Origin of the sequence: Mycobacterium arosiense ATCC BAA-1401 = DSM 45069 (genome assembly GCF_002086125.1) — a bacterium.
GTDB lineage: Bacteria > Actinomycetota > Actinomycetes > Mycobacteriales > Mycobacteriaceae > Mycobacterium > Mycobacterium arosiense.
This window is the reverse complement of the sequence record NZ_MVHG01000022.1, coordinates 42,684-64,287: the sequence shown is the minus strand read 5'-3', so window position 1 is coordinate 64,287 and position 21,604 is coordinate 42,684. Positions and strand designations below refer to the sequence as shown.

The following is a 21,604-nucleotide window of genomic DNA, read 5'->3' as shown; positions in this document are numbered from 1 at the left end:
GTGCGGGCCAGGTAGCGCGCGCGGGAACCGTCGGGGTCGTTTGCGACCGTGCTGAAGATGTCGGCCCAGTTGGTAGTGCCCATGGCGGCACCAATCTGGCTGGGCGGCCCGCAGAACGCCGTCTTGCCGCCGGGGGCGAGCAGCAACACCTGGTCGCAGACGTCCAGGTAGGTCAGGGAGTGGGTGACCACCAGGACGACGCGCCCGGCGTCGGCCAGCTGCCGCAGCATGGTCATCACCTGCCGGTCCAGCGCGGGGTCCAGGCCGGAGGTCGGCTCGTCGAGTATCAGCAGCGACGGCCCGGTGAGCAACTCGAGAGCCACCGACGCGCGCTTGCGCTGACCGCCGGACAGCTTGTCCACCCGGGTGTGCAGGTGCCGGGTCATCTCGAGTTCTTCGAGTACCCGGGCCACCACCTGGGCGCGGTCGTCCTTCGTTGTGTCCGGCGGCAGCCGCAGCTCCGCGGCGTACATCAGCGCCTGCTGCACGGTCAGCTGGCCGTGCACCACGTCGTCCTGGGGCACCATCCCGATCCTGCTGCGCAGCGAGGCGTACTCGGCGTGGATGTTGTGCCCCTCGAACGACACGGTCCCCGTCGTCGGGTGCGTGTACCCGGCGACCAAGCGGGCGAAGGTCGACTTGCCGGCGCCGGACGGCCCGATGACGGCCGTCAACGTGCCGGGCAGGGCGGTCAGCGAGATGTTGTCCAGCAGCGTCTTGGTGTTCTCGATCGTCCAGGTCACGCCGCGCACATCGAGGCCGCCGCCGCGCGTCTCGGTCGCGGCCTGATCCCGGCGGGCCAGGTTGCCGCCGTGGAAGACCAGGTCGATGTTGCCGATGGTGACCACGTCGCCGTCGTGCAGCACGGCCGAGTCGACCCGCACGCCGTTGACGAAGGTGCCGTTGATGCTGCGGTTGTCCTGGATCTCGGTGCCGGAGGCCGTCGGAACCAGGGTGGCGTGGTGGCGCGAGGCCAGGACCTCGGGGATGACGATGTCGTTGTCGTTGGCGCGCCCGATCTTGACCGCGCCCGGCACGTCCGGCCCGGCCTTGCCCGGCCGCAGGATTTTCATCATCGACGTCGCGAGGATCGACGAGTCGCCGCCGATCCGGCCCGTCGGGGGCGGCTGCGCGGTGGTCGGCGGCGCCGCGTGCGTCGCCGGTGACCGGTAGATCTGCGGCGCGGGCTGGGACCCGCTGGGCGGCGCGCTCGACGGGTATCGCGGCTGCGCGGGGGTGGGCGGATGGACGGGGTGGCGGAACGACGCCGACGCCGGCTGCTGGGGGTGGCCCGGGCCGTGCGTGCCGAGCGGCTGGCTCTGCGGCGCCCGCGCCGACGGTTCGCTGGGGTCGCTGACGATAGGTATCGACGTGGTCGGCGGAGGCCGTCCGGCCGAACCCTGATGGCGACCCACCTCAAAGGCCAGCGCCGGGCCGTCCGGATTGCCGACGTTGACCCGCAGCCCGTCCTGGACATCGACGACCGGGACGCGGCGGTTGTGCACGTAAAGGCCGTTGAGGCTGCCATTGTCGATGGCGATCCATCGGCCCTGGTCATACCGCACGATCAGGTGGTTGCGGGAGATCAGAGGGTGGGCGACGCGGACGTCGGCGCGCAAGTCTCGACCGATCACGACATCGCTGCCCGGCGCGAAGGTGCGCTCGGCGCCCTCGTACCGCACGGTCAGCGCAGGCGGGGCTGGTGGGCTCATCAGGACCAACTGTAACGGCAGCGGCGGGACTTATCCGCCCGGTTCGTCGCGGGGTACCGTTTCGCGCGCGCTCCCGGGCGACTTGACCGCGCCGCAAGCGCGCGGATCCACCGAAGCGAACGGCCACGGACAGGCAGCGATAGCTTGCACTGCAATGACTTTCGCAGGTTTCAACCCGCAACCGCGGCGTTGCGCAGGCTGCGTACGCTCGGAATCTTGCCGCGGGCGGCGGTGACGTCCTTGACGAAATGCCCGATGTATTTCAGAGCGCGCCGGCCCTCGGGCAAGATGTCGGCCGCTATCGGGAAGTCGTGAATCTGCCCTTCCCACAGGTGCAGATCGCAGTGGACCCCGCTGGCTTCCAGGCGTTTGGCCATCAATTCGGCGTCGGCCAGCAACAACTCGTCCGAGCTGGCGTGAATGGTGACCGGCGGCATCGAGGACAGGTCGGCGTCCACCGGCGAGGCAACCGTGTTGTCGCCCCGGCCTTCCAAAACCTGTGCCTTGCTGAGGTATTGCGCGAACTTGGAGAACGCGCGCCGGGTGAACATAGAGCATTTGCGTGTGTTGTGGTGCTTGAGCTTTCGCACCGGGTCCGCGTCGGTGAACGGCGAGATGGTCGCCACGCCGGCCGGCTCCATGATGTCGTCGCTGATGGCCAACAGGGTGGTCATGAACGCCAGGTAGCCGCCGGCCGAGTCGACGGCCACCACGATCTGGTCGCCGTCGAAGCCACGATCCTGCAGCCAGCGCAGGCCGCTGATTGCGTCATCGATGGCATCGGTGATCTGGTGGTTGGGCAGTTTCCGGTAGGCGACGGTCAGGACGGCGGCGTCGGCAGCCTTCGACAAGCGAGCCACCATCGAGCGATGCGTGTTGAGGCCGCAGGTGAGAAACGCGCCACCGTGCAGGTACAGGATCGCCCGCTCCCCCGACACGCCGGGAGCGCGGACCCATTCGGCGGCACAGTGGTCCAGCCGAACCGAGTCGATCTTCGCGCCGGACCCGATTTGTGGTACCAGCCCCGCGACGCCGTCGACGTACTCGAACGGCCAGCGCAGGTTGGGCGTCATCGCCCAGGCGCGGACGGTGTTTTTGACGATCAGGCGGCTGGCCAGCCCCACGGCAACCGACTGCCGGCTGTGGCGATGATGCACGCGCCGCGTCATCGCCACGCTCGGCAGTATGGGGGCCGTTTCGGTTGTACTCAGCATTGGGCTTCAACCTCCTAAGTGGAGCGCGGATACCCGCCGCAACGCGAGGTTAATGGGAAAGGAACGGACGATCATTGTTGGCTACGTCACGTTTGCTATGCGCTGAGATGGGTAACACCGGTGCAAATCCTTCGTGGTTCCCGCGCGGGCTCGATCCGGCCCGACCGGCTGTTGCCTGGCCCATCGCGTGCTCGAAGATATGACCGATGACACACGTGAAGCGCCCCGGTCCGTTGCTGGCCGACCGGGTGGCCGTCGTCACGGGCGGCGCGGCGGGTATCGGCGCGGCGACCGCGCGGTTGTTCGCCGAACACGCCGCGGACGTGGTCATCGCGGACGTCGACGCCGACCTCGCCGCGGCGACGGCCGCCTCGATCACCGAATCCGGCGGCTCGGCCGTGGCGCTCGGAACCGACGTCCGTGACCCCGACCAGGTCATCCGGTTATCCCGGACGGTGCTCGATCGGTTCGGCCGGGTCGATGTCCTGATCAACAACGTGGGCCACTGGCTGCGCCACCCCGGGAGCTTCGCCGAGACCGACCCGCAGCTGTGGGACGACCTTTACCGGATCAACCTGCACCACGTCTTCCTGGTCACCCATGCGTTCCTGCCGGCCATGGTGCGGCGGCGCGCCGGTGCGATCGTGAACGTCTCGTCGGTCGAAGGGCTGCGGGGCTATCCGGAGGATCCCGTTTACGCCGCTTTCAAGGCCGCCGTCATCGCGTTCACCCGCAGCCTCGCCGTTCAGGTGGGCAACGACGGGGTGCGGGTCAACGCGATCGCACCCGACGTCACTGAGTCCCTGCAAGTGCCCTACTCGCAATGGCTTTCGGCCGAGGAGCAGGCGCGGTGGCCGCAGTGGGTGCCGATCGGGCGGATGGGCCTGCCCGAGGACCAGGCCCGGGCGATCCTGTTTTTGGCCTCGGACCTCTCGGCGTTCGTCACCGGTCACACCATCCCCACCGACGGCGGCACCGGCGCGGCCGGCGGATGGTTCCGCTCGGCGCTCCGCCCCGACCGCCAGTGGACCAATCGGCCCATCGACCCGTGATCACTCCGGTGAGAACCTGGCCTGCTCGTCGATGATCGTGACCAAGATGCCGTTGAGCACCCCGTTGCCGGAGGGCTCGTCGACGAACGTCGGCGGGGACAGCACATTGGTGTTCGCGCCCGGTGAGCCGTTGGCCACCGACATGCGGGTGCCCGGCTTGCCGTGCCCCCAGCCGTGCGGCATCGAGACGACGCCGGGCTTGATGGAGTCCGTGATCTCGACGGGCTGCCGAATTCCTGGTTGCACAGGCCGATTCGGCCGTAGACGACCGACCTTTCGGTGCCCGCGAGTTCACGGGCCAGCCTGCGGATGCGGTCCTCGTCGATGCCCGTGACGGCACTGACCCGCTCCGGTGGCCAGTCCGCGACGGCGGCCCGCATGGTGTCGACGCCGTCGACATGGGGCCCGGGGTTGATCAGTCCCTCATCGAAGAGGGTGTGCGCGACGGCCAGTAACAGTGCTGCGTCGGTTCCCGGCACGATGGGAAGCCACTCGTCGGCGCGCGCCGCGGTCAGGGTGCGCACCGGGTCGATCACGATGACCTTGCCGCGCTTGCGGATACCCTCGATCAGACCCATCACATTGGGCGCGGCCAGCAGTGACCCCTGCGACGCCGCCGGGTTGGCGCCCATGATCACCAGCAGGTCGGTGCGTTCGATGTCGGGGGCCGGGAAGTTCCACCACAGGCCGTACATCAGATACGACGACAGGTTCTTCGGCCACTGGTCGACCGTCCCGGGCGAATACGTGACCGGCATGCCGGACATCCCCATCAGCACGCCGGCATAGCGGGCCAGCGAGAACGAGTGCGCCAGCGGGTTGCCGGTGTAGGCGGTGACCGCGCCGATGCCGTACTTCTCGATCACCGGGGTCAGCAGCTCGGTGCAACGGCGAAACGCCGCGTCCCAGCTGACTTCCCGCCACTGGCCGTCGACCTTGATCATCGGTTGGCCGATGCGGTCCGGATCGTCGTGCAGGGCCGCAAGCGACGTGCCCTTGGGGCACAGGTGTCCGCGGCTCCACACGTCGTCGTAGTTTTCCCGGGCGGACCAAAGCGATGGCCCGGCCACGCCTGTGACCGGGCCACCCTCAAACGCCGCTACTGTTCGGCTTTTTGCCGAGCCTCGTTGATGTCGGCGGCCTTGCGGGCGCTTTCGGCCTCGGCCTCCTTCTGGGCCGCCTCCCGCTGGGCGTCGGCCTTGTCCTGCTGGGCCTGGCCTTCACGCATCAGGTTGTCGCGGCCGGCGACCGCGCCGGCGACTTCCTTGACCTTGCCCTTGACGCCCTCGACGATGCCCTCGACGGCCTCCGCGGGACCACTCTTGTCCGACATGCCTTCTCCCTCCATGGCGAGCACGCGCCCGTGTCGTGCAATCGCCTCCTCTATTGCCGACTGGCGGATTTTCGAAACGTTGCCGGCGAGTAGCCTTCGCCACAGCCGCGGCCGGCCGTTAGCGCGGGTTTCGGGGCGGGACGCGTACCACGACCGCGTCGCGCCTCGAAAACCGTTGCTAATCAGCATGATTGATCGCATCGTCCGCCTTGCCGCGGTGATCCCAGGCAATACGCCTACCCTGTTCACTCAACAGGTCGGCGGGGCAAGGAGTGGTGACGGTGCAGATGTGGGAACTGGTCGCCCGCGAGCGGATCCGGGACACCTTGGCGCGCTACAACTGGTCCGGCGATGCCGGCCTGCTCGACGATCTCGCGGCGACGTTCTGCGCCGACGGCGTGCTAGAGATCCGGGGTTTCGAGCCATTGCACGGGCGGTCGGCGATCGCGACCTTCCTGGGCGGCGTCACCGGAAGGGTCGCCGTCGACGCAGACGTCAAACCGATTGTGCGCCATAACGTCGCGAACGTCTTGTTCACCGAGGTGACACCCGACCGGGCCCGGGTCGACTCCTACTTCACCGTGGTCACCCATATCGGTCTGGACCACTACGGCCGGTACCGCGACGTCCTGGTTCCCGACGGCGGCGCCTGGCTGATCAAACACCGCAAGGTCTCGACCGACTGGGCGGCGCCCCACTCCGCGATGGCCCGTCGGCCCTAGCGGGCACCGCGATCGTCGGACCCACAAGACCTGTTGTTCGCCTGGGGTTTTCACGCTCATGACCGGATCGCGGTGTGAGATTTCGTTAACTGCCTTGACAAAATGTTTGCCGAACGCCCCTTGGCGGTTACAGATAAAAGTCACACACCCAAAGATTGCGGTCTCCCGATCGAGTGCCCTTGAAGCAGCTCCCAGACGACCACCGGTCAAGTGACCAGCGGTCATGGCCGCACAGACGAGACGAGCAGCTAATGCAACGACTCAGCGGATTGGACGCGTTCTTTCTGCACCTGGAATCGCCGACGCAGCCTTTGAACGTTTGCTGCGTGCTGGAATTGGATCCGTCGACGATGCCGCGCGGCTACACCTTCGATCGCTTCCGTGCGGCGCTGTGGGAGCGCCTTGACGCGGCGCCCGAATTCCGCCTCAAGCTGGCCGACAGCGAACTGAACCTCGACCATCCGGTGTGGGTCGACGACGACGGGTTCGACCTGGCTCGCCACCTTCACCGCGTGGCCCTGCCGTCGCCGGGAGGTCCCAAGGAATTAGCGGACATCTGCGGCCACATCGCCGGCCTGGCGCTCGATCGCGACCGGCCGCTGTGGGAGATGTGGGTCATCGAAGGTTTGCACGGCACGGACGCGCTGTCCGTCGTCGTCAAGGTCCACCACGCGGTGGTCGACGGCGTGGGCGGTGCTCACCTGCTCGCGCAGGTGTGCAGCACCGCGCCCGACGCGCCGCCACCGGCACCGGCCGAGCGCGTGGGTAGGGCGAATCCGCTACAGATCGCCGCGAGCGGCCTGATCGGGGCGGCGTTGCGGCCGTGGCGGCTGGCCAGAGTCCTGCCGGCCACGGCGCTGACCGTGGCGGAGACGGTGCTGCGCGCCCGGGGCGGCGGTCCGACGATGGCGGCCCCGTTCGCGGCCCCGCCGACGGCGTTCAACGGGTCGTTCACCCGCCGCCGCAACGTCGCCCTGACCAGCGTGGACCTCGAGGACGTCAAAACCGTCAAACGCCGATTCAAGGTGACCGTCAACGACGTGGTGACGGCGCTGTGCGCGGGCGCGTTACGGCAGTACCTCCGGGACCGCGACGCGCTGCCCGGCGTCCCCCTGGTCGCGAGCGTGCCGGTGTCCGTTCGCGACAGATCCCCCCGCACGGGCCGCAACCAGATGACCTGGATGCTGTGCCGCCTCGAAACCCACCTCGACGATCCCGTGGAACGGCTCGCCAATATCGCCGCCGGAAACGCCGCGGCGAAGGACCACTCCGCGGCGCTGGGCCCGACCCTGCTGCACGACTGGACGCAGGTGGCCGGGCAGACAGTGTTCGGCGCCGCCCGAAAACTGCTGCCGCGCCTGCCCCTTCCCGCCAACCCGCCGCACAACCTGGTGATGTCGAACGTCGCCGGCCCGCAAGAACAGCTCTACTTTTTGGGCTGCCGGCTCGACGCGATGTATCCGCTCGGCCCGATCATCGCCGGAGCCGCGCTGAACATCACCGTTCTGTCGCTCAACGGCCGGCTGGGCGTCGGCATGGTCTCCTGCCCGGACCTCGTTTCCGACCTCTGGGACCTCGCCGATGCGTTTCCCGCCGCGCTCAAAGAGCTGCTCAATTGCGGCGGACCGGGCGAGCACCGAATCTGATCTGCCCGGTCAGCGGAACCCCGTCCATTCTCGCCGCCGCGGCATGGCAGGGTGACATCCGTGGCAGACACTTCTGAACCGACGAGCGTGGCGGCGCAGGACTTGCGCGAAATCAGCACTCGCGAAATCAGCACTGAAAAGGGCGCTTTGCGCTACTACGACACCGGCGGATCTCATTCGGGCCCGCCGCTGCTGTTTCTGCACGGCTCCGGCCCCGGTGTCACCGGCTGGCGCAACTTCCGCGGGGTGCTGCCCGCCTTTGCCGAGCGGTTTCGCTGCCTGATCCTGGAGTTCCCCGGTTTCGGGGTCAGCGACGATTTCGGTGGCCATCCGATGGTGACCGCCTTCGGCACGGTGGCGCCGTTCCTGGACAAGCTCGGCGTCGACAGGGTGCACATCGTCGGCAACTCGATGGGCGGTGGCGTCGGCATCAACTTCGCGACACAGAATCCGGACCGGGTGGGTCGGCTGGTGACCATCGGCGGGATCGGCATTAACATCTTCAGTCCCAGTCCCAGCGAAGGGATTCGGCTGCTGCAGGAATTCGTCGAGGACCCGACACGGCAGCGACTGGTCGACTGGCTCAAGTCGATGGTCTACGACCAGGCGCTGGTCACCGACGAGCTGATCGAGGAACGCTGGCAGCTGGCCACCGACGCGGACACCCTGGCCGCGGCGCGACGCATGTACGGCAAGGCGGCGTTCGCCGGGATGAACGCCGCGCTGAACGCCTCCGATCGGCCGCTGCCGTGGGCGACGATGCACAAGCTCACCGCGCCGACGCTGCTGACCTGGGGTCGCGACGACAGGGTGAGCCCGCCGGACATGGCGCTGATCCCGATGCGCACCATCCCCAACGCGGAGCTGCACATCTTCCCCAACTCCGGGCATTGGGCCATGATCGAGGCCAAGGCGGCGTTCGAAAGCACCGTCCTGGCATTCCTTTCGCGCGACTAGCCAGTGGCGGTCGCGCGTCGTGCTCATGTCGTCTTCTGCGTCAGGCCGGCGTCGACCACCAGCTGCGTGCCGGTGATGTAGCGGGCCGCGTCCGAAGCCAGGAACAGAACGGCGTTGGCGATGTCGACGGGCTCGACCCATGGCACCGGCAGCAGGTTGCGCGCCTGCAGCACCTCGGCCGCGTCGGCCGCCGTCGGGTTGTCCAGGTCCGGCCGGAGCCGCCGAAAGGTGGCCTCGTTGAGCACCATTGGGGTGGCAACCGGCCCGGGGTGCACGGTGTTGACCCGGATGCCGCGCGGCCCGAGCTCGTTCGCGAGCGTGCGCGCGAATCCCACCACCGCGTGCTTGCTGGCGGTGTAGTGCGCGGTGTTGGGCAGGCCGCGCAGACCGCTGGTGGAGCTGATGATGACGACCGAGCCGCCGGGATCAACCATGTGCGGCACGCTCACCCGGACGGTATGCCACACGCCGGTGAGGTTGATGTCGAGCGTGCGCTGCCAGACCTGGGGATCTAACTCCCACGACGGTGCGCCCGGCAGGTGGACTCCGGCGTTGGCGACGACGACGTCGAGCCGGCCCAACTCGGCCACGCCGGTATCGACGGCGGCCGTCATCGCTTCGAGCTCGCTGACGTCGGCCAGGCCGGTCGCGCACCGGCGGCCCCGGGCCTCGACTCCCCTTGCCGTATCGCGCAACTCGTCGGCCGCCGCGGGCGCGTCGAGCGCGATCACGTCGGCGCCCTCATCGGCGAACCGCTCACAGTGCACCCGTCCCGTCCCCTTCGCGGCACCGGTGACAACCACAACCTTGCCCAGCAATCCCGTCATCGTTCGATTAGATCGAAGCCGCGGTAGCCGGCGCCGGCCACCTCAGCGCAGATGTCGTTGTATGTCGCGAAGCCGCCGGTGTACAGCATGAAGCCGCGCGGCTTGCCCGGCACGTTGGCGCCCATGTACCAGGAGTTCGCCTTGGTGAACAGTGTCGCCTCGGCCCGGCGGGCGCATTCGGCGCCCCACCCGTCCACGCTGTCCACGGTCGCTTCCAGCGCTGCGTAGCCGTGCCGGTCGAGGAAGGCGATAGCCTCGGCGATCCAGTTCACCTGGGCCTCGGCGTGCAGCACCATGTTCGCCAGCACGGCGGGTGCCCCGGGCCCGGAGACCAAGAACAGGTTGGGGAATCCGTCGACGCCCAGCCCCAGATACGTGCGCGGACCGTGCGCCCAATCGTCCCGCAGGGCGGTGCCGCGCCGGCCGACGATGTCGATCTTTCCCAACGCCCCCGTCATCGCGTCGAAACCCGTTGCCAGGACGATCATGTCGACGTCGTAGTGGGCTTTGGGTGCATCGATCCCAATGGTGTTGATCCCGGTCGCATCGACGGATTCAATCGGGGTGGCCCGGAGGCTGATCAGCGACACGTTCGCCCGGTTGAAGGTTTGAAAGTACTTGCTGTCAGTGCAGATTCGTTTGGTGCCGATCGGGTGGTCGGTGGGAATCAGCAGGTCGGCGACGGCCGGATCGTCGATGACGGCCCGGACCTTCTCCTCGTAGAACTTGCGGGCCTCTTCGTTGGCCTCCAGGTCGGTCATCTGGTCCGGGAATGTCTTGGAAAACAGCACGCCACCTTGCTGCCACCGCGTTTCGAACGCCGCGCGGCGCTCCTCGGCGGTGAACTGCATCGTCGGCCTGGGGGCGGTTTTGTGCGGCGAGCCACCACCGCTGCGCCACGACAGCGCACGCCGCTGCGCGTAACCCGCCTTGATCTCGTCGAGCTCGGCGACGGACAAAGGCCGGTTGCCGGCCGGGACGCTGTAATTGGGGGTGCGCTGGAAGACGTAGAGGTGGGCGGCGGACTCGGCGATGATGGGAATCGATTGAATGCCAGAAGATCCGGTGCCGATAACGGCCACCCGTTTGCCGGTGAAGTCTACGGGCCGGTGCGGCCACCGCGCGGTGTGGTGTATGTCGCCGGCAAAGGTGTCCAGGCCGGGGAAATTCGGCGTAAGCGCGGCCGACAGCGGGCCAGTCGCCATCACGACGAACCGCGCCGAAAAGCGTTGTCCCTCATCGGTGGTGACGGTCCAACGCACCGTCGCCTCATCGAGGTGCACCGAAGCCACGCGGGTGCGTAACGCGATATCGCGGCGCAGGTCGAGCTTGTCGGCGACCCAGTTCAGGTACGCCAGGATCTCGGCCTGGGTGGCGTACCGCTCGGTCCAGTTCCATTCCTGCTGTAGTTCGCCGGAGAACGAGTAGCAATAATCGACGCTCTCGACGTCGCAGCGCGCGCCCGGATAGCGGTTGTGATACCAGGTGCCCCCGAGTTCGGGCGCGGCTTCCAGCACCAGCACCGACAGGCCCTGGCCGCGCAGCTTGTGCAGCGCATACAGGCCGGCGAAGCCCGCGCCGACCACGACGACGTCCATGGACTGCGGCCCGGGATCCTTCACAGGGAGTCACCGTAGGTCCTTGGCCGGCGCGGACCGCGTGGCCTCCCGGTCACCGGACGCTTGCGGCCAGTTTTCCCAGCCACGGGGCTGGCCCCCTGGACAAAAGCTGGCCGAGGCGCTGCCGGACGCGGGGATCGGCGTGACCCACTCCTGTCGGAAGGGACGTTCACGTCGCAAATTGACGTCTCGGCGTCCGCTGATCGGGATTTCCTTTGGGACGGGCGCCGACTGCGGTAGACCATTACTGAGCCCACACACGTAAGGACAACGATATGACCGACCGGGTACTCGACCGGGTAGTGGCCATGGCCGACCAGTTGCGCGACCAAGCCGCCGAAGCCGAAAGGATTGGCCGGCTCACCGACGACACCGTCAAGCTGATGAAGGGCGCCGGATTGATCCGGCTGCTGCAGGCCAAGCAGTACCAGGGCTTCGAGGTGCACCCGCGCGAGTTCGCGGAGACGACGATGGCCACCGCGGCACTGGATCCGGCGGCCGGCTGGATCGTCGGCGTCGTCGGCGTGCACCCCTATCAATTGGCCTACGCCGACCCGAGAGTCGCCGCCGAAATCTGGGCCGACGACGTCGACACCTGGATGGCCTCCCCGTACGCGCCGCAGGGCGTGGCCAAACCCGTCGACGGCGGGTACATCTTCAACGGCCGCTGGCAGTTCAGCTCGGGCACCGACCACTGCGACTGGATCATCCTGGGCGCCATGCTAGGCGACGACAAGGGCATTCCGATCATGCCGCCGCAGATGCTGCACATGATCCTGCCGCGCAAGGACTACGAGATCGTCGAGGACTCGTGGAACGTGGTGGGGCTGCGCGGGACCGGCTCCAAGGACGTCATCGTCAAGGATGCGTTCGTGCCGTCCTACCGGACCATGGACGCGACGAAGGTGATGGACGGCACCGCCCAGCGCGAGGCCGGCATGACCGAACCGCTCTACCTGATGCCGTGGTCGACGATGTTCCCGCTGGGCATCTCCGCGGCCACCATCGGCATCGCCGAGGGCGCGCTCGCCGCGCATCTGGATTATCAGCGCGAGCGCGTCGGCGCCACCGGGACCGCGATCAAGGACGACCCCTACGTCATGCACGCCATCGGCGAGGCGGCCGCCGACATCAACGCCGCCCGCCAGGAGTTGCTGGCCAACGCCGACCGCATCTACGACATGGTCGCGGCCGGCAAGGAGGTGTCGTTCGCCGACCGCGCGGCCGGACGCCGCACCCAGATCCGCGCGGTATGGCGCGCGGTGGCGGCGGTCGACGAGATCTTCGCCCGCTCGGGCGGCAACGCGGCCCGCATGGACAAGCCGCTGCAACGGTACTGGCGCGACGTGCACGTCGGCCAGCTGCACGCCATCCACATGCCGGGCACCACCTACCACGCGTCGGCGCTGAGTTCGCTGGGTATCGACCCGCCCGAGGGTCCGCTGCGGGCCCTGATTTAGGAGCACCGATGAGCGACCTGAAAAGCCTTGGCTACATCACCATTTCGACCACCGACATCGACCGCTGGCGGCAGTTCGCCTTCGGCGTGCTCGGGTTCGCCGAGGGCACGGGCCCCGACCCGTCGGCGCTGTATCTGCGGATGGACGAGCGGGCGGCCCGGCTGATCGTGGTGCCCGGTGAGTCCGACCGGGTGCTGACCGTCGGCTGGGAGGTGCGCGACCACCCGGCCCTGCAGCGAGTGCAGACCACCCTGGACGCCGCCGGCGTGGCCTACAAGCAGCTGTCCACCGGCGAGGCCGAGGCGCGCCGCGTGGAAGAGGTGATCACCTTCGAGGACCCGGCCGGCACCACACTCGAGGTGTTTCACGGCGCGGTGCTCGACCACAGCCCGGTGGTCACGCCGTTCGGCGCGCGATTCGTCACCGGCGATCAGGGCATGGGCCACGTCGTCGTGCCCGCCATGGATCCGGGCGGGCTGTTCGACTTCTACACCGAGATACTGGGCTTCCGTTCGCGCGGGGCGTTCCGGGTGCCGCTGCCGAAAGAGTTTGGCCCGGTGCGGGTTCGGTTTCTGGGCATCAACGAGCGCCACCATAGCCTGGCGATCGTGCCCGCCGCGCATCAGCGCGACCCGCGCCTGGTGCACATTATGGTGGAGGTCGACAGCCTGGACGCCGTCGGCCAGGCGCTGGATCGGGTGAACGCCGAGGGTTTCCAGCTGTCGTCCACGCTGGGGCGGCACACCAACGACAAGATGGTCTCGTTCTACGTCCGGGCACCGGGCGACTGGGACATCGAATTCGGCACCGACGGAATGCGAGTCGACGAAACCTATTACACCGCAGAGGAAATCACCGCCGACAGCTATTGGGGCCACCAGTGGGTCGGCGAAATGCCCGCGGCCATGCGGCTGTGACGCCCGACTCGGACGTGACGCCGGTCCCGGCGTCCTCGATCGCCTCGTGGGATCAGGAGGCCGACGTCGTCATCGCCGGCTACGGCGTCGCAGGTGCGGCGGCGGCGGTGGAGGCGGCGCGGTCCGGCGCCGACGTCCTGGTGCTCGAGCGCACCGGCTCGTGGGGCGGGGCGGCGTCGATGGCCGGCGGCTTCATCTATCTCGGCGGTGGCACCCCGATCCAAAAGGCTTGCGGTTTCACCGATTCCGTCGACAACATGGCGGCGTTCCTGAACGTCGCGATGGGCCCCGGCGCCGACCAGAGCCGGATCGCCGACTACTGCGCCGGCAGCGTCGCCCACTTCGAGTGGCTGGTCGGCTGCGGCGTGCCGTTCAAGGCGGAGTTCTTCTCCGAGCCCGGCTGGGAGCCGATGGGCGATCAGGGGCTGATGTACAGCGGCGGCGAGAATTCCTTCCCGTTCAACACCATCGCGGATCCCGCCCCGCGCGGGCACGTGCCGCAGATGCAGAACAAGAAGCAGGGCGAGGCCAGCGCCGGCTACATGCTGATGAAGCCCCTCGTCGAAACCGCCACGGCCGCGGGCGCCCGGGCGCTCTACGACGTGCGGGTGCAGCGGCTGATCGTCGAATCCGACGGCCGGGTGGTCGGCGTCCGCGCCCGCCGGTACGGCACCGAGATGAGCATCCGGGCGCGCAGCGGCGTGGTGCTCGCGACGGGCAGCTTCGCCTACAACGACGCGATGGTGGCGCGCTACGCCCCGCGGATCGCCGGGCGGCCGGCCGCGTCCATCGAGCAGCACGACGGGCAGGCGATCCGGATGGCGCAGGCGCTGGGCGCCGACCTGGCGCACATGGACGCCACCGAGGTCGCGATCTTCATCGATCCCCAGCAGCTGGTGCGCGGAATCCTGGTCAACGGGCGAGGCCAGCGCTACGTCGCCGAGGACACCTACCCGGGCCGAATCGGCCAGCTCACGCTCTACCAGCAGGACAACGTCGCCTATCTGATCATCGACGACGACGCCCAGCAGGAGGCGATGGCCTCGTGGTCGCCGAAGCTGATGCTGCGCCCGGCGACCTGGGTGGCCGACACCGTCGCCGACCTGGAACGCGAGATGGGGCTGCCGCGGGGGTCGCTGCAAGCGACCGTGGCCGCCTACAACGAGGCCGCCGCGCGCGGCGAGGATCCGCTGCTGCACAAGAAGCCGGAGTGGATCAAGCCGATCGGCTCCCCCGTCGGCGCGATCGATTTGCGGGAGAACACCGGCGGTTTCACCCTGGGCGGGCTGGCCACCACGCTGGACGCCGAGGTGCTGCATGTCAGCGGCGCGCCCATCCCGAGCCTGTTCGCCGCCGGCCGGTGCACCGCCGGGCTGGCCGCCTGGGGCTATGCCAGCGGCGTCTCGCTGGGTGACGGCAGCTTCTACGGGCGTCGCGCCGGGCGGTCGGCCGCCTCCCGCTCGCGAGCGTAAGCACACTGCGATTTTCGCCCTGGATTTTCGCAGTGGGCTTACGCTCGCGATTCTCGCGCGTCGTGTGACAGCGGCCACACCGGTGTGCTAGAACTATATTCCTAATAGGAATATGCCAGCCAGGAGGCTCAGTGTCAGCGCCCGCCGAAACCCCCACCGCCGTCATCGACCGCATCTCGCTCGTCCTGGACGCGTTCGACGGTCCCGGGCGCCTGACGCTGGCCCAGATCGTCCGGCGCACCGGACTGCCACGTTCGTCGGCGCACCGGATGCTCGAACGCCTGGTGCAGCTGCGCTGGCTGCGCCGCAGCGGCCGCGACTACGAACTGGGCATGCGCCTGGTCGAGTTGGGCTCGCTCGCCGTGCACCAGGACCGACTGGTGCGGGCGGCCGGGCCGTTGCTGGGTGAATTGCACCGCGCGACAGGGCTCGTCGTGCATCTGGCGGTCCTGGATGGACCCGATGTGGTCTACCTCGACAAGGTCGGCGATTCACCGCTGGCGCCCATACCCACCCGGGTCGGCGGTCGCCAGCCCGCGCACTGCACCGCAGTCGGCAAGGCGATGCTGGCCGACCGCGATGAGGATGCCCCGGTGGACCTGCGCGTCCGCAGCACCAAGTACTCGATCGCGAGCGGCTCGCAGCTGGCCGCGGAACTGTCCCGGGTGCGCGCGCACGGCGTCGCCTTCGAACGCGAGGAGTCGCTGCCCGGGTTCGGTTGCGTGGCAGCGCCCATCGGCAACCCGGGCGAAGCCGTCGCGGGGGTGTCGGTGTGCGGTCCGATCAACCGGATGGCGTTCGACCAGCGATTGATCGCCCCGGTCCGGATGACCGCGATGGCCATCTGGCGGCACGCCGAGGACGGCCCGCAACGCGTCGCTCCGACCTTGCAGCCACTGCGACCATTGCTGCCCATGCGGCCGCAGCATCCGGCGTCGACGCAGCGACCCGCCCTGCAGTACGCGTGAGTCTCGACCCGCAGATCGCTGCGGTCATCGAGCTGTTGCGGCGATAGGGCGCCGCCACGCAACGGATCTGCCCCGCCACAATGCTGGTCACAATGCTGGTCACGATGCTGGTCACGATGCTGGTCACGATGCTGGTCACGATGCTGGTCGCGAATCCGGCACGTCCCCGCGTCGCACCCGCAGCCGGCCAACGGGATGTTCCCGGTAGTCGGGAGCCGACGCCGCTGCGTCCCCCGGGTGTCATACGGTCGGCTCATGGCCGACGGCGAAATCTTCGTGATCGACCGGGTGGTGACCCGGCCCGGGTGTGCTCGCCGATTCGTCGACGCCTACCTCGCCGACTACGTCCCCGGCGCGCGGGCACGGGGGATGACGCTGCGAGACATCCTGGTGAGCCCGCCAATCTGGTTCGACGACGACGCCAACGTCATCACGGCCACCTGGACCCTGCCCAGTGCCCGGGCATGGTGGGAGATGACGTGGAAAGGCCGACCGGATTCGACGCTGGGCGAATGGTGGTCACGGATCGACGAATTGGTCACCGAGAGGTCCCGGTCCTTCGCCGCGAGGGCCGACGACGTCGACGGGCTGTGCGATGTATAACCTCACGCGACTGATCGACGTCGCCGAGGGCAATCGCGACCGGATTCTCGAGGCGCTACGCACCGCTGCCCGTGCGACGACGCCGCTGCGCTCGGTGGTGCAACCGACGCTGCCCGGCTCGCGCAACGGAGGTGACATCCTAGTGCATCTGCGGTTCGCAACCGAGGGCCAATGCTGCTGCGCAACAGACGTTCTCGCTGCCGTGCTGGCTGATCCCGCGGTGAGTCGTGTCAACGGCGTCGACTACGGGGGCGCACCCACCCGCCGCGGCGAGGAGCCCGGCACGGTCTACCGGGCGCTGTTGCTGCGCGTGCAGCCAGACACGCCCGATGCCACCCTCGCCCGGTTCGAGCGCGAGCTGTCTTCGATGCCGCGCTATCTACCGACGATCCGTGCATGGCAGCTGAGCCGGGTGTCCGCGGCGGCCGGAAGCTCCCCGTGGACACACGTGTTCGAGCAGGAGTTCGCCGACATCGAGGCGCTGATGGGGGCCTACCTGATGCACCCTGTCCACTGGGCGGTGGTGGACCGCTGGTTCGACCCGGAAACCACCGACGTGATCGTCCGTGACCGGGTATGCCACAGCTTCTGCCCCATCGCCGAACCGGCTCTGATCTAGACGCCTGCGGGCAGGATATTCGGATTGGCGGTCGCCGGGGGCGCCAAAGGTGGCAATACTTTTGCGCCATCCAGACTATGCACCGGTAGTTGCTGCGACCACGGATAGTGCAGGCTGAACGCGACCAGGCCGGTGCGCTTCGCGGCGGGCAAATGGCACATCGCCAGCACGGTCTCGGCTAGATACTCCACGGGTTCGGTCGGGAAAGAGTCCGGGATCAATTGCGCCGCACCGGGTGTGCGGACCGCGGTCGACGGGCCCACGCAATTCACGGCGATGTTCGCGTCCAGCAGCTCGGCGGCCACACCCTGGGTGAACCGGTGCAGGGCGGCTTTCAGGGACGCGTAGATCACGTCGCCGGATGTCTTGTTGTATTCCCGGTACGGCCGGACCGGAGCCACGCCCGTGACGGAACCGATGTTGACGATCCAGCCCGCTCCGTGGTTACGCATATACGGCACAGCAGATTTCGTCAGCACAAACGGAACCCGCAGGTAGTGCTCCACGGTGCGGTCGAACGTTTCCAGACTCATGTCCTCGACCAACGAGTAGTCGGCGAAACCGGCATTGTTGATCAGGATGTCGATGCGTCCCGTGCGGTCCAGCACCGCATCGACCAAGCCGTCGCGTTGCTGTGCATCCTCCAGGTCGCTGGCAATACCGAACGCCGAGCCCCCGGCGGCCTCGATCAGCCCCACCGTTTCGCCGATGGTGCCGGGCAGGGCCGTGGTCGTTCCGGCCCGCATCGACAACGAAAGTGCTTGCGAGCGTGCGGTGACCGCCACCGTGGCGCCTTCGGCCGCGAGTCGCTGCGCAATGGCACGGCCGATACCGCGGCTGCTACCGGTAACCAAAGCCGTTTTGCCGCAGAGTAACCCGTCCCTCATCGAAGCTCGAGATCCCCTTCGACCGGGGCGCGATGGTCGCGCCAAAAGTCAACCAGCCGGTATGGAAACGAGATCACGATCCGGCCGCCCGAGCGATAGTAGGTGTGCGCCGATGGCGTGTGACGCCATACGGTGCCTTCCATGGCGGCATCGATGCGGTCGACATAGTCCGCATAGGCTCGCTGCGTCACCTCCAGGGTGGCGGCCTTGCGCAGCGCCATCAACTGCAGGCATTCCATCACGTAGTGCACCATCACTTCCACACCGAAGTTGTGCCCCGCGCCGTGACCCGGGCTGTAATTGGGGGCCGAAGAAATGAACAGGTTCGGGAATCCCGGGACCATCCCGCCACGGTAGGCCCGGGGGGCCTCGCCCCATTCCTCGGCCAATTTCTTGCCGTCACGGCCCCGAATATCCACGGTGGAAAGGAAATCCAGGTAATAGCCGGTCGCGTAGACGATGACGTCGAGGTCGATCTGCCTGCCGTCCTGCGTCACGATTCCGGCCTCGTTGACCAGGGCCGGCTCACTGGCCTCGACGTCCACATGCTCGCGGGCCAGCGCCGCGTAGTAGCCGCCGGGATCGCGGATGATCCGCTTGCCATAGGGAGCGAAGTCGGGCGTGACCTTGCGCGCGAGCTCGCTGCCCCGGCCGAACACGCGATCGATGTAATCGAGGCACATCTGCAGCAGCACGTCGTTGGCGGGCGAAATCGACAGATGCTCGGCCGCCCAATCCTGGTCATGCAGGATCACCGGGTAGTTGTTGTCCGACGTCCCCCAATAAGACTTGAGCCGAACCCAATTGGCGTAGTACGGCAGCCGGACGCCCAACCACCGCCGGTAGGCGGGAACGTCGTCGGACGCCCGCCGTCGCGGCGCGACCCAGTGCGGCTGGCGTTGGAACACGGTCAAGTGCGCGACCTGGTCCACGCACGCGTCGACGATCTGGACCGCGGTGCAGCCGGCTCCGATGATCGCGACCCTCTTGCCCGTGAGGTCCAAATTCCGATCCCACCGCGCGGAATGGATCGAAATGCCCGAGAACGTTTCTCGGCCAGGAAGATCCGGCCAACGCGGCCGGTTGAGATATCCGGCGGCCGGAATCACCACATTCGCGTAACTGACGTCGCGCGTTCCGTCCGGGGCGACCGAGTGAATCTGCCACTGCCGGCGCTGCTCCTCCCACCACAACGCCTGTACCTCGGTGCTGAACCGCGTGCGCCTGCGCAGATTGTTCTTGTCCGCCACCGACACCAGGTAGGCCTGGTACTCCGCACCCTGCGGGTAGTAGCTCGACCAATCGCCGTTGATCTCGCGTGACAGCGAGTAGTACGCCGACGGCGTGTCCACCCCGATGCCGGGATACGTGGTGGTGTACCACGTTCCGCCGACCTCGTCGTTTCGCTCGATGATCTGGTAGTCGACGCCGGCCTCCGCACACGCGAGCGCGGCGGTGATTCCGGCGATGCCCGCGCCGATGATGACAACCCGAAAGTCCGTGGGAAGCTTCGCGCCGCGGGGCAGCACCGGTTGCGAAGGCTGGAATCCGCCTTGCTCGAGCAGTAACTGGAGATATTCGGGACCGACCTCTCCCCCGAGCGCAACGGGAGCGACACGAGTGAACAGGTCGAGGTCGTCGGCGGGCACCGCGTCCGCCCGGCGCGGCTCCCGCAGCGCAGCAACGATCTCCTCGATGAGCTGCGCGGCCGTCGCCGGGTCGGTGGCGCCGGCCTGTTCCGGTGGATCCGGCATGTAGGTGATTCGCGGCGCGAACCGGTCAGCCACGGCCGGATCGCCGGTCAATTGCGCCAGGACGGCGACCAGCACCCCGGGGTCCGCATGACGCAGGTTGTCCCGCAATTCGTCGACGTGTGCGGGATCCGCGCCCGCCCACCCGGCGGTTTCAGTCGTGATGGGGACGCCAGTGCTCATGCCAACGAGTATTGGGGCGATTTGCGGCCATGGGCAGGGCGTTGTCTACTCAGCGGGACGCGAACGACGCGCTGATGTGCGTTGGCGCTTACCGTGACCGCATGCAGTCCGATGACCTCGACGCCATGATCGAGCGGGCACGTAGCCACGGGCTCGGCGATATTCCCCGGCGATCGGCCCGCCGGCACCCGCACAAGATCGCGATCATCGACGACGAAGTCGTGCTGACCTTTGCCGAATTCGACGGTCTGGTGGACCGGGCCGCGGCGGCGTTGCACGACAGCGGTTTTGGACCCGGCAGCCGCTTAGGCCTCTTGTCACGCAACTGCTGGCAGTACGCCGTGCTGGCGTTCGCGACCGCGCGCGCGGGAGTGGTGTTGGTCCCGATCAACTTCATGCTGACCGCCGAGGAAATCGCCTACATCCTCGATCACAGCCAGGTCGGCGGCATCGTCGTCGAAGCGGACCTGACGCCGACCGCCGAGGAGGCGATTCGGCGAGGCGGCGTGGTCAGGAGCAAGGGCGCCCTGGTGCCGACGGGACACCAGGGCGTGACCGGGTGGGCGGACTTCGCCCAGTGGCTGACCACCGACACACCGGTCCCGAGGCCGCACATCGACGACGACCAGCCCGTGCGGCTGATGTACACCAGCGGCACCGAATCCCGTCCCAAGGCCGCCATCCACACCAGCCGCAGCCTGATGTGGCAGTACGTCAGCACGATCGTCGCCGGCGACATGTCACCCGACGACGTCGAGATCCACTCGCTCCCGCTGTATCATTGCGCACAGCTGGACAACTTCCTGGCCACCGACATCTACCTCGGCGCCACCAGCATCATCCTGCCGCGGCCCGACCCGGAAACGGTGCTGCGCACCATCGAGCGCCGCCGCGTCACCAACTATTTCGCTCCCCCGACGGTGTGGATCTCGCTGCTGCGCTCGCCGGTGTTCGACGAAGTCGACCTGTCCAGCCTGCGCAAGGGCTATTACGGCGCCTCGGCAATGCCCACGGAAATCCTGCACGAGATCCGCGAAAGGCTCCCCAACCTCCGACTGTGGAACTTCTACGGCCAGACCGAGATGGCGCCACTGGCCTCCGCGCTGGGGCCCGACGAGCAGGACGCGCACGCCGGTTCGGCCGGACGACCGGTGATCAACGTCGAAACGGCCATACTCGACGACGACAACAACCCCGTCGCCGCCGGCGTGCTCGGCGAGATCGCCCACCGCAGCCCACATTTGACACCGGGCTACCTGAACGACCCGCAACGCAGCGCGGAAGCCTTCCGAGGCGGCTGGTTCCACTCCGGCGACCTGGGCTACCACGACGACCACGGACTGCTGCACGTGGTGGACCGCAAGAAGGACATGATCAAGACCGGTGGCGAAAACGTGGCCAGCAGGGAGGTCGAAGAAATCATCTACCGGCACAACGGTGTTCAGGAAGTTGCGGTGTTCGGCCTGCCACACCCGGTGTGGGTGGAGGCGGCCGTGGCCGCCGTGGTCCCCCGCGACGGCGTCACCCTCACCGAGCAGGAACTGTTCTCCCACTGCCGGGCGCACCTGGCCGGCTTCAAGACACCCAAACGCGTCTTCTTCGTGGATGCGCTCCCGAAGAACCCCAGCGGAAAACTGCTCAAACGTCTGCTGCGGGAGTGAT

Annotated in this window: 18 protein-coding genes and 1 pseudogene; 11 read left to right on the top strand and 8 right to left on the bottom strand. The window is 67.9% G+C overall.

Annotated elements, in window-relative coordinates:
* Window positions 1–1,721 (bottom strand): FHA domain-containing protein (locus BST14_RS11890; RefSeq protein ID WP_438502149.1); only part of this gene is annotated, 1,721 nt, incomplete at its 3' end.
* 161 nt (window positions 1,722–1,882) lie between these two features.
* Window positions 1,883–2,887, bottom strand: coding sequence for an alpha/beta hydrolase (locus tag BST14_RS11885; protein WP_245845381.1), 1,005 nt, complete (start codon window positions 2,885–2,887; stop codon window positions 1,883–1,885).
* Between the two features lie 245 nt (window positions 2,888–3,132).
* Here BST14_RS11885 and BST14_RS11880 point away from each other — a divergent pair, with 245 nt between their 5' ends.
* Window positions 3,133–3,978: an SDR family NAD(P)-dependent oxidoreductase gene (locus BST14_RS11880; RefSeq protein WP_083064672.1), complete on the top strand. Its 846-nt coding sequence runs from the start codon at window positions 3,133–3,135 to the stop codon at window positions 3,976–3,978.
* 224 nt (window positions 3,979–4,202) lie between these two features.
* Here the strand turns inward: BST14_RS11880 and BST14_RS11870 are convergent.
* Window positions 4,203–5,048, bottom strand: a pseudogene (locus tag BST14_RS11870) (molybdopterin-dependent oxidoreductase); the annotation flags it as partial.
* Between the two features lie 29 nt (window positions 5,049–5,077).
* Window positions 5,078–5,311 carry a microaggregate-binding protein 1 gene (mbp1, locus tag BST14_RS11865; protein WP_083064678.1) on the bottom strand — a complete coding sequence of 78 codons (234 nt, stop codon included), beginning with the start codon at window positions 5,309–5,311 and terminating at the stop codon, window positions 5,078–5,080.
* 281 nt (window positions 5,312–5,592) lie between these two features.
* Here mbp1 and BST14_RS11860 point away from each other — a divergent pair, with 281 nt between their 5' ends.
* The 3 genes from BST14_RS11860 (at window position 5,593) to BST14_RS11850 (ending at window position 8,636) form a co-directional block, all read left to right on the top strand.
* Window positions 5,593–6,033 carry a nuclear transport factor 2 family protein gene (locus BST14_RS11860; protein WP_083064677.1) on the top strand — a complete coding sequence of 147 codons (441 nt, stop codon included), beginning with the start codon at window positions 5,593–5,595 and terminating at the stop codon, window positions 6,031–6,033.
* 251 nt (window positions 6,034–6,284) lie between these two features.
* Window positions 6,285–7,679: a WS/DGAT/MGAT family O-acyltransferase gene (locus BST14_RS11855; protein ID WP_083064671.1), complete on the top strand. Its 1,395-nt coding sequence runs from the start codon at window positions 6,285–6,287 to the stop codon at window positions 7,677–7,679.
* An 87-nt stretch (window positions 7,680–7,766) separates the two neighbouring features.
* The gene (locus tag BST14_RS11850; RefSeq protein WP_211280709.1) at window positions 7,767–8,636 is read left to right on the top strand and encodes an alpha/beta fold hydrolase; all 870 of its coding nucleotides are present in this window, start codon (window positions 7,767–7,769) and stop codon (window positions 8,634–8,636) included.
* 23 nt (window positions 8,637–8,659) lie between these two features.
* Here the strand turns inward: BST14_RS11850 and BST14_RS11845 are convergent, their stop codons facing one another.
* Both BST14_RS11845 and BST14_RS11840 read right to left on the bottom strand, forming a co-directional pair.
* Entirely contained in the window at window positions 8,660–9,463 is an 804-nt protein-coding gene (locus BST14_RS11845; protein ID WP_083064669.1) for a mycofactocin-coupled SDR family oxidoreductase, read from the bottom strand.
* A complete protein-coding gene (locus tag BST14_RS11840; RefSeq protein WP_211280708.1) occupies window positions 9,460–11,061 on the bottom strand; it encodes a flavin-containing monooxygenase in 1,602 nt (533 codons plus the stop codon). Before BST14_RS11840 ends, BST14_RS11845 begins: the two co-directional genes overlap by 4 nt.
* A 296-nt stretch (window positions 11,062–11,357) precedes the next feature.
* Between BST14_RS11840 and BST14_RS11835 the strand changes: the two genes are divergently transcribed.
* From BST14_RS11835 to BST14_RS11810, 6 genes are all read left to right on the top strand, one after another.
* A complete protein-coding gene (locus BST14_RS11835) occupies window positions 11,358–12,542 on the top strand; it encodes an acyl-CoA dehydrogenase family protein (RefSeq protein WP_083064667.1) in 1,185 nt (394 codons plus the stop codon).
* 8 nt (window positions 12,543–12,550) lie between these two features.
* Window positions 12,551–13,459 (top strand): biphenyl-2,3-diol 1,2-dioxygenase, encoded by a 909-nt coding sequence (gene bphC / locus BST14_RS11830; protein ID WP_083064666.1) that lies wholly within the window; start codon window positions 12,551–12,553, stop codon window positions 13,457–13,459.
* Window positions 13,456–14,931, top strand: coding sequence for an FAD-dependent oxidoreductase (locus BST14_RS11825; RefSeq protein ID WP_083064665.1), 1,476 nt, complete (start codon window positions 13,456–13,458; stop codon window positions 14,929–14,931). Before bphC ends, BST14_RS11825 begins: the two co-directional genes overlap by 4 nt.
* Window positions 14,932–15,062: 131 nt before the next feature.
* Window positions 15,063–15,899: an IclR family transcriptional regulator gene (locus BST14_RS11820; RefSeq protein ID WP_083064664.1), complete on the top strand. Its 837-nt coding sequence runs from the start codon at window positions 15,063–15,065 to the stop codon at window positions 15,897–15,899.
* 255 nt (window positions 15,900–16,154) lie between these two features.
* Window positions 16,155–16,502, top strand: a complete 348-nt coding sequence (locus tag BST14_RS11815) for a hypothetical protein (protein WP_083064663.1) — start codon at window positions 16,155–16,157, stop codon at window positions 16,500–16,502.
* Complete coding sequence (locus BST14_RS11810; protein WP_083064662.1) at window positions 16,495–17,121, top strand: Dabb family protein; 627 nt, start codon at window positions 16,495–16,497, stop codon at window positions 17,119–17,121. Before BST14_RS11815 ends, BST14_RS11810 begins: the two co-directional genes overlap by 8 nt.
* Here BST14_RS11810 and BST14_RS11805 read toward each other — a convergent pair.
* Both BST14_RS11805 and BST14_RS11800 read right to left on the bottom strand, forming a co-directional pair.
* Window positions 17,118–18,008: an SDR family NAD(P)-dependent oxidoreductase gene (locus BST14_RS11805; protein WP_083064661.1), complete on the bottom strand. Its 891-nt coding sequence runs from the start codon at window positions 18,006–18,008 to the stop codon at window positions 17,118–17,120. The two genes, BST14_RS11810 and BST14_RS11805, sit on opposite strands and share 4 nt — an antisense overlap.
* Window positions 18,005–19,942, bottom strand: a complete 1,938-nt coding sequence (locus BST14_RS11800) for a flavin-containing monooxygenase (protein WP_083064660.1) — start codon at window positions 19,940–19,942, stop codon at window positions 18,005–18,007. Before BST14_RS11800 ends, BST14_RS11805 begins: the two co-directional genes overlap by 4 nt.
* A 101-nt stretch (window positions 19,943–20,043) precedes the next feature.
* Between BST14_RS11800 and BST14_RS11795 the strand changes: the two genes are divergently transcribed.
* Window positions 20,044–21,603 carry an acyl-CoA synthetase gene (locus BST14_RS11795; protein ID WP_083064659.1) on the top strand — a complete coding sequence of 520 codons (1,560 nt, stop codon included), beginning with the start codon at window positions 20,044–20,046 and terminating at the stop codon, window positions 21,601–21,603.
* The last annotated feature ends 1 nt before the right edge of the window (window position 21,604 follow it).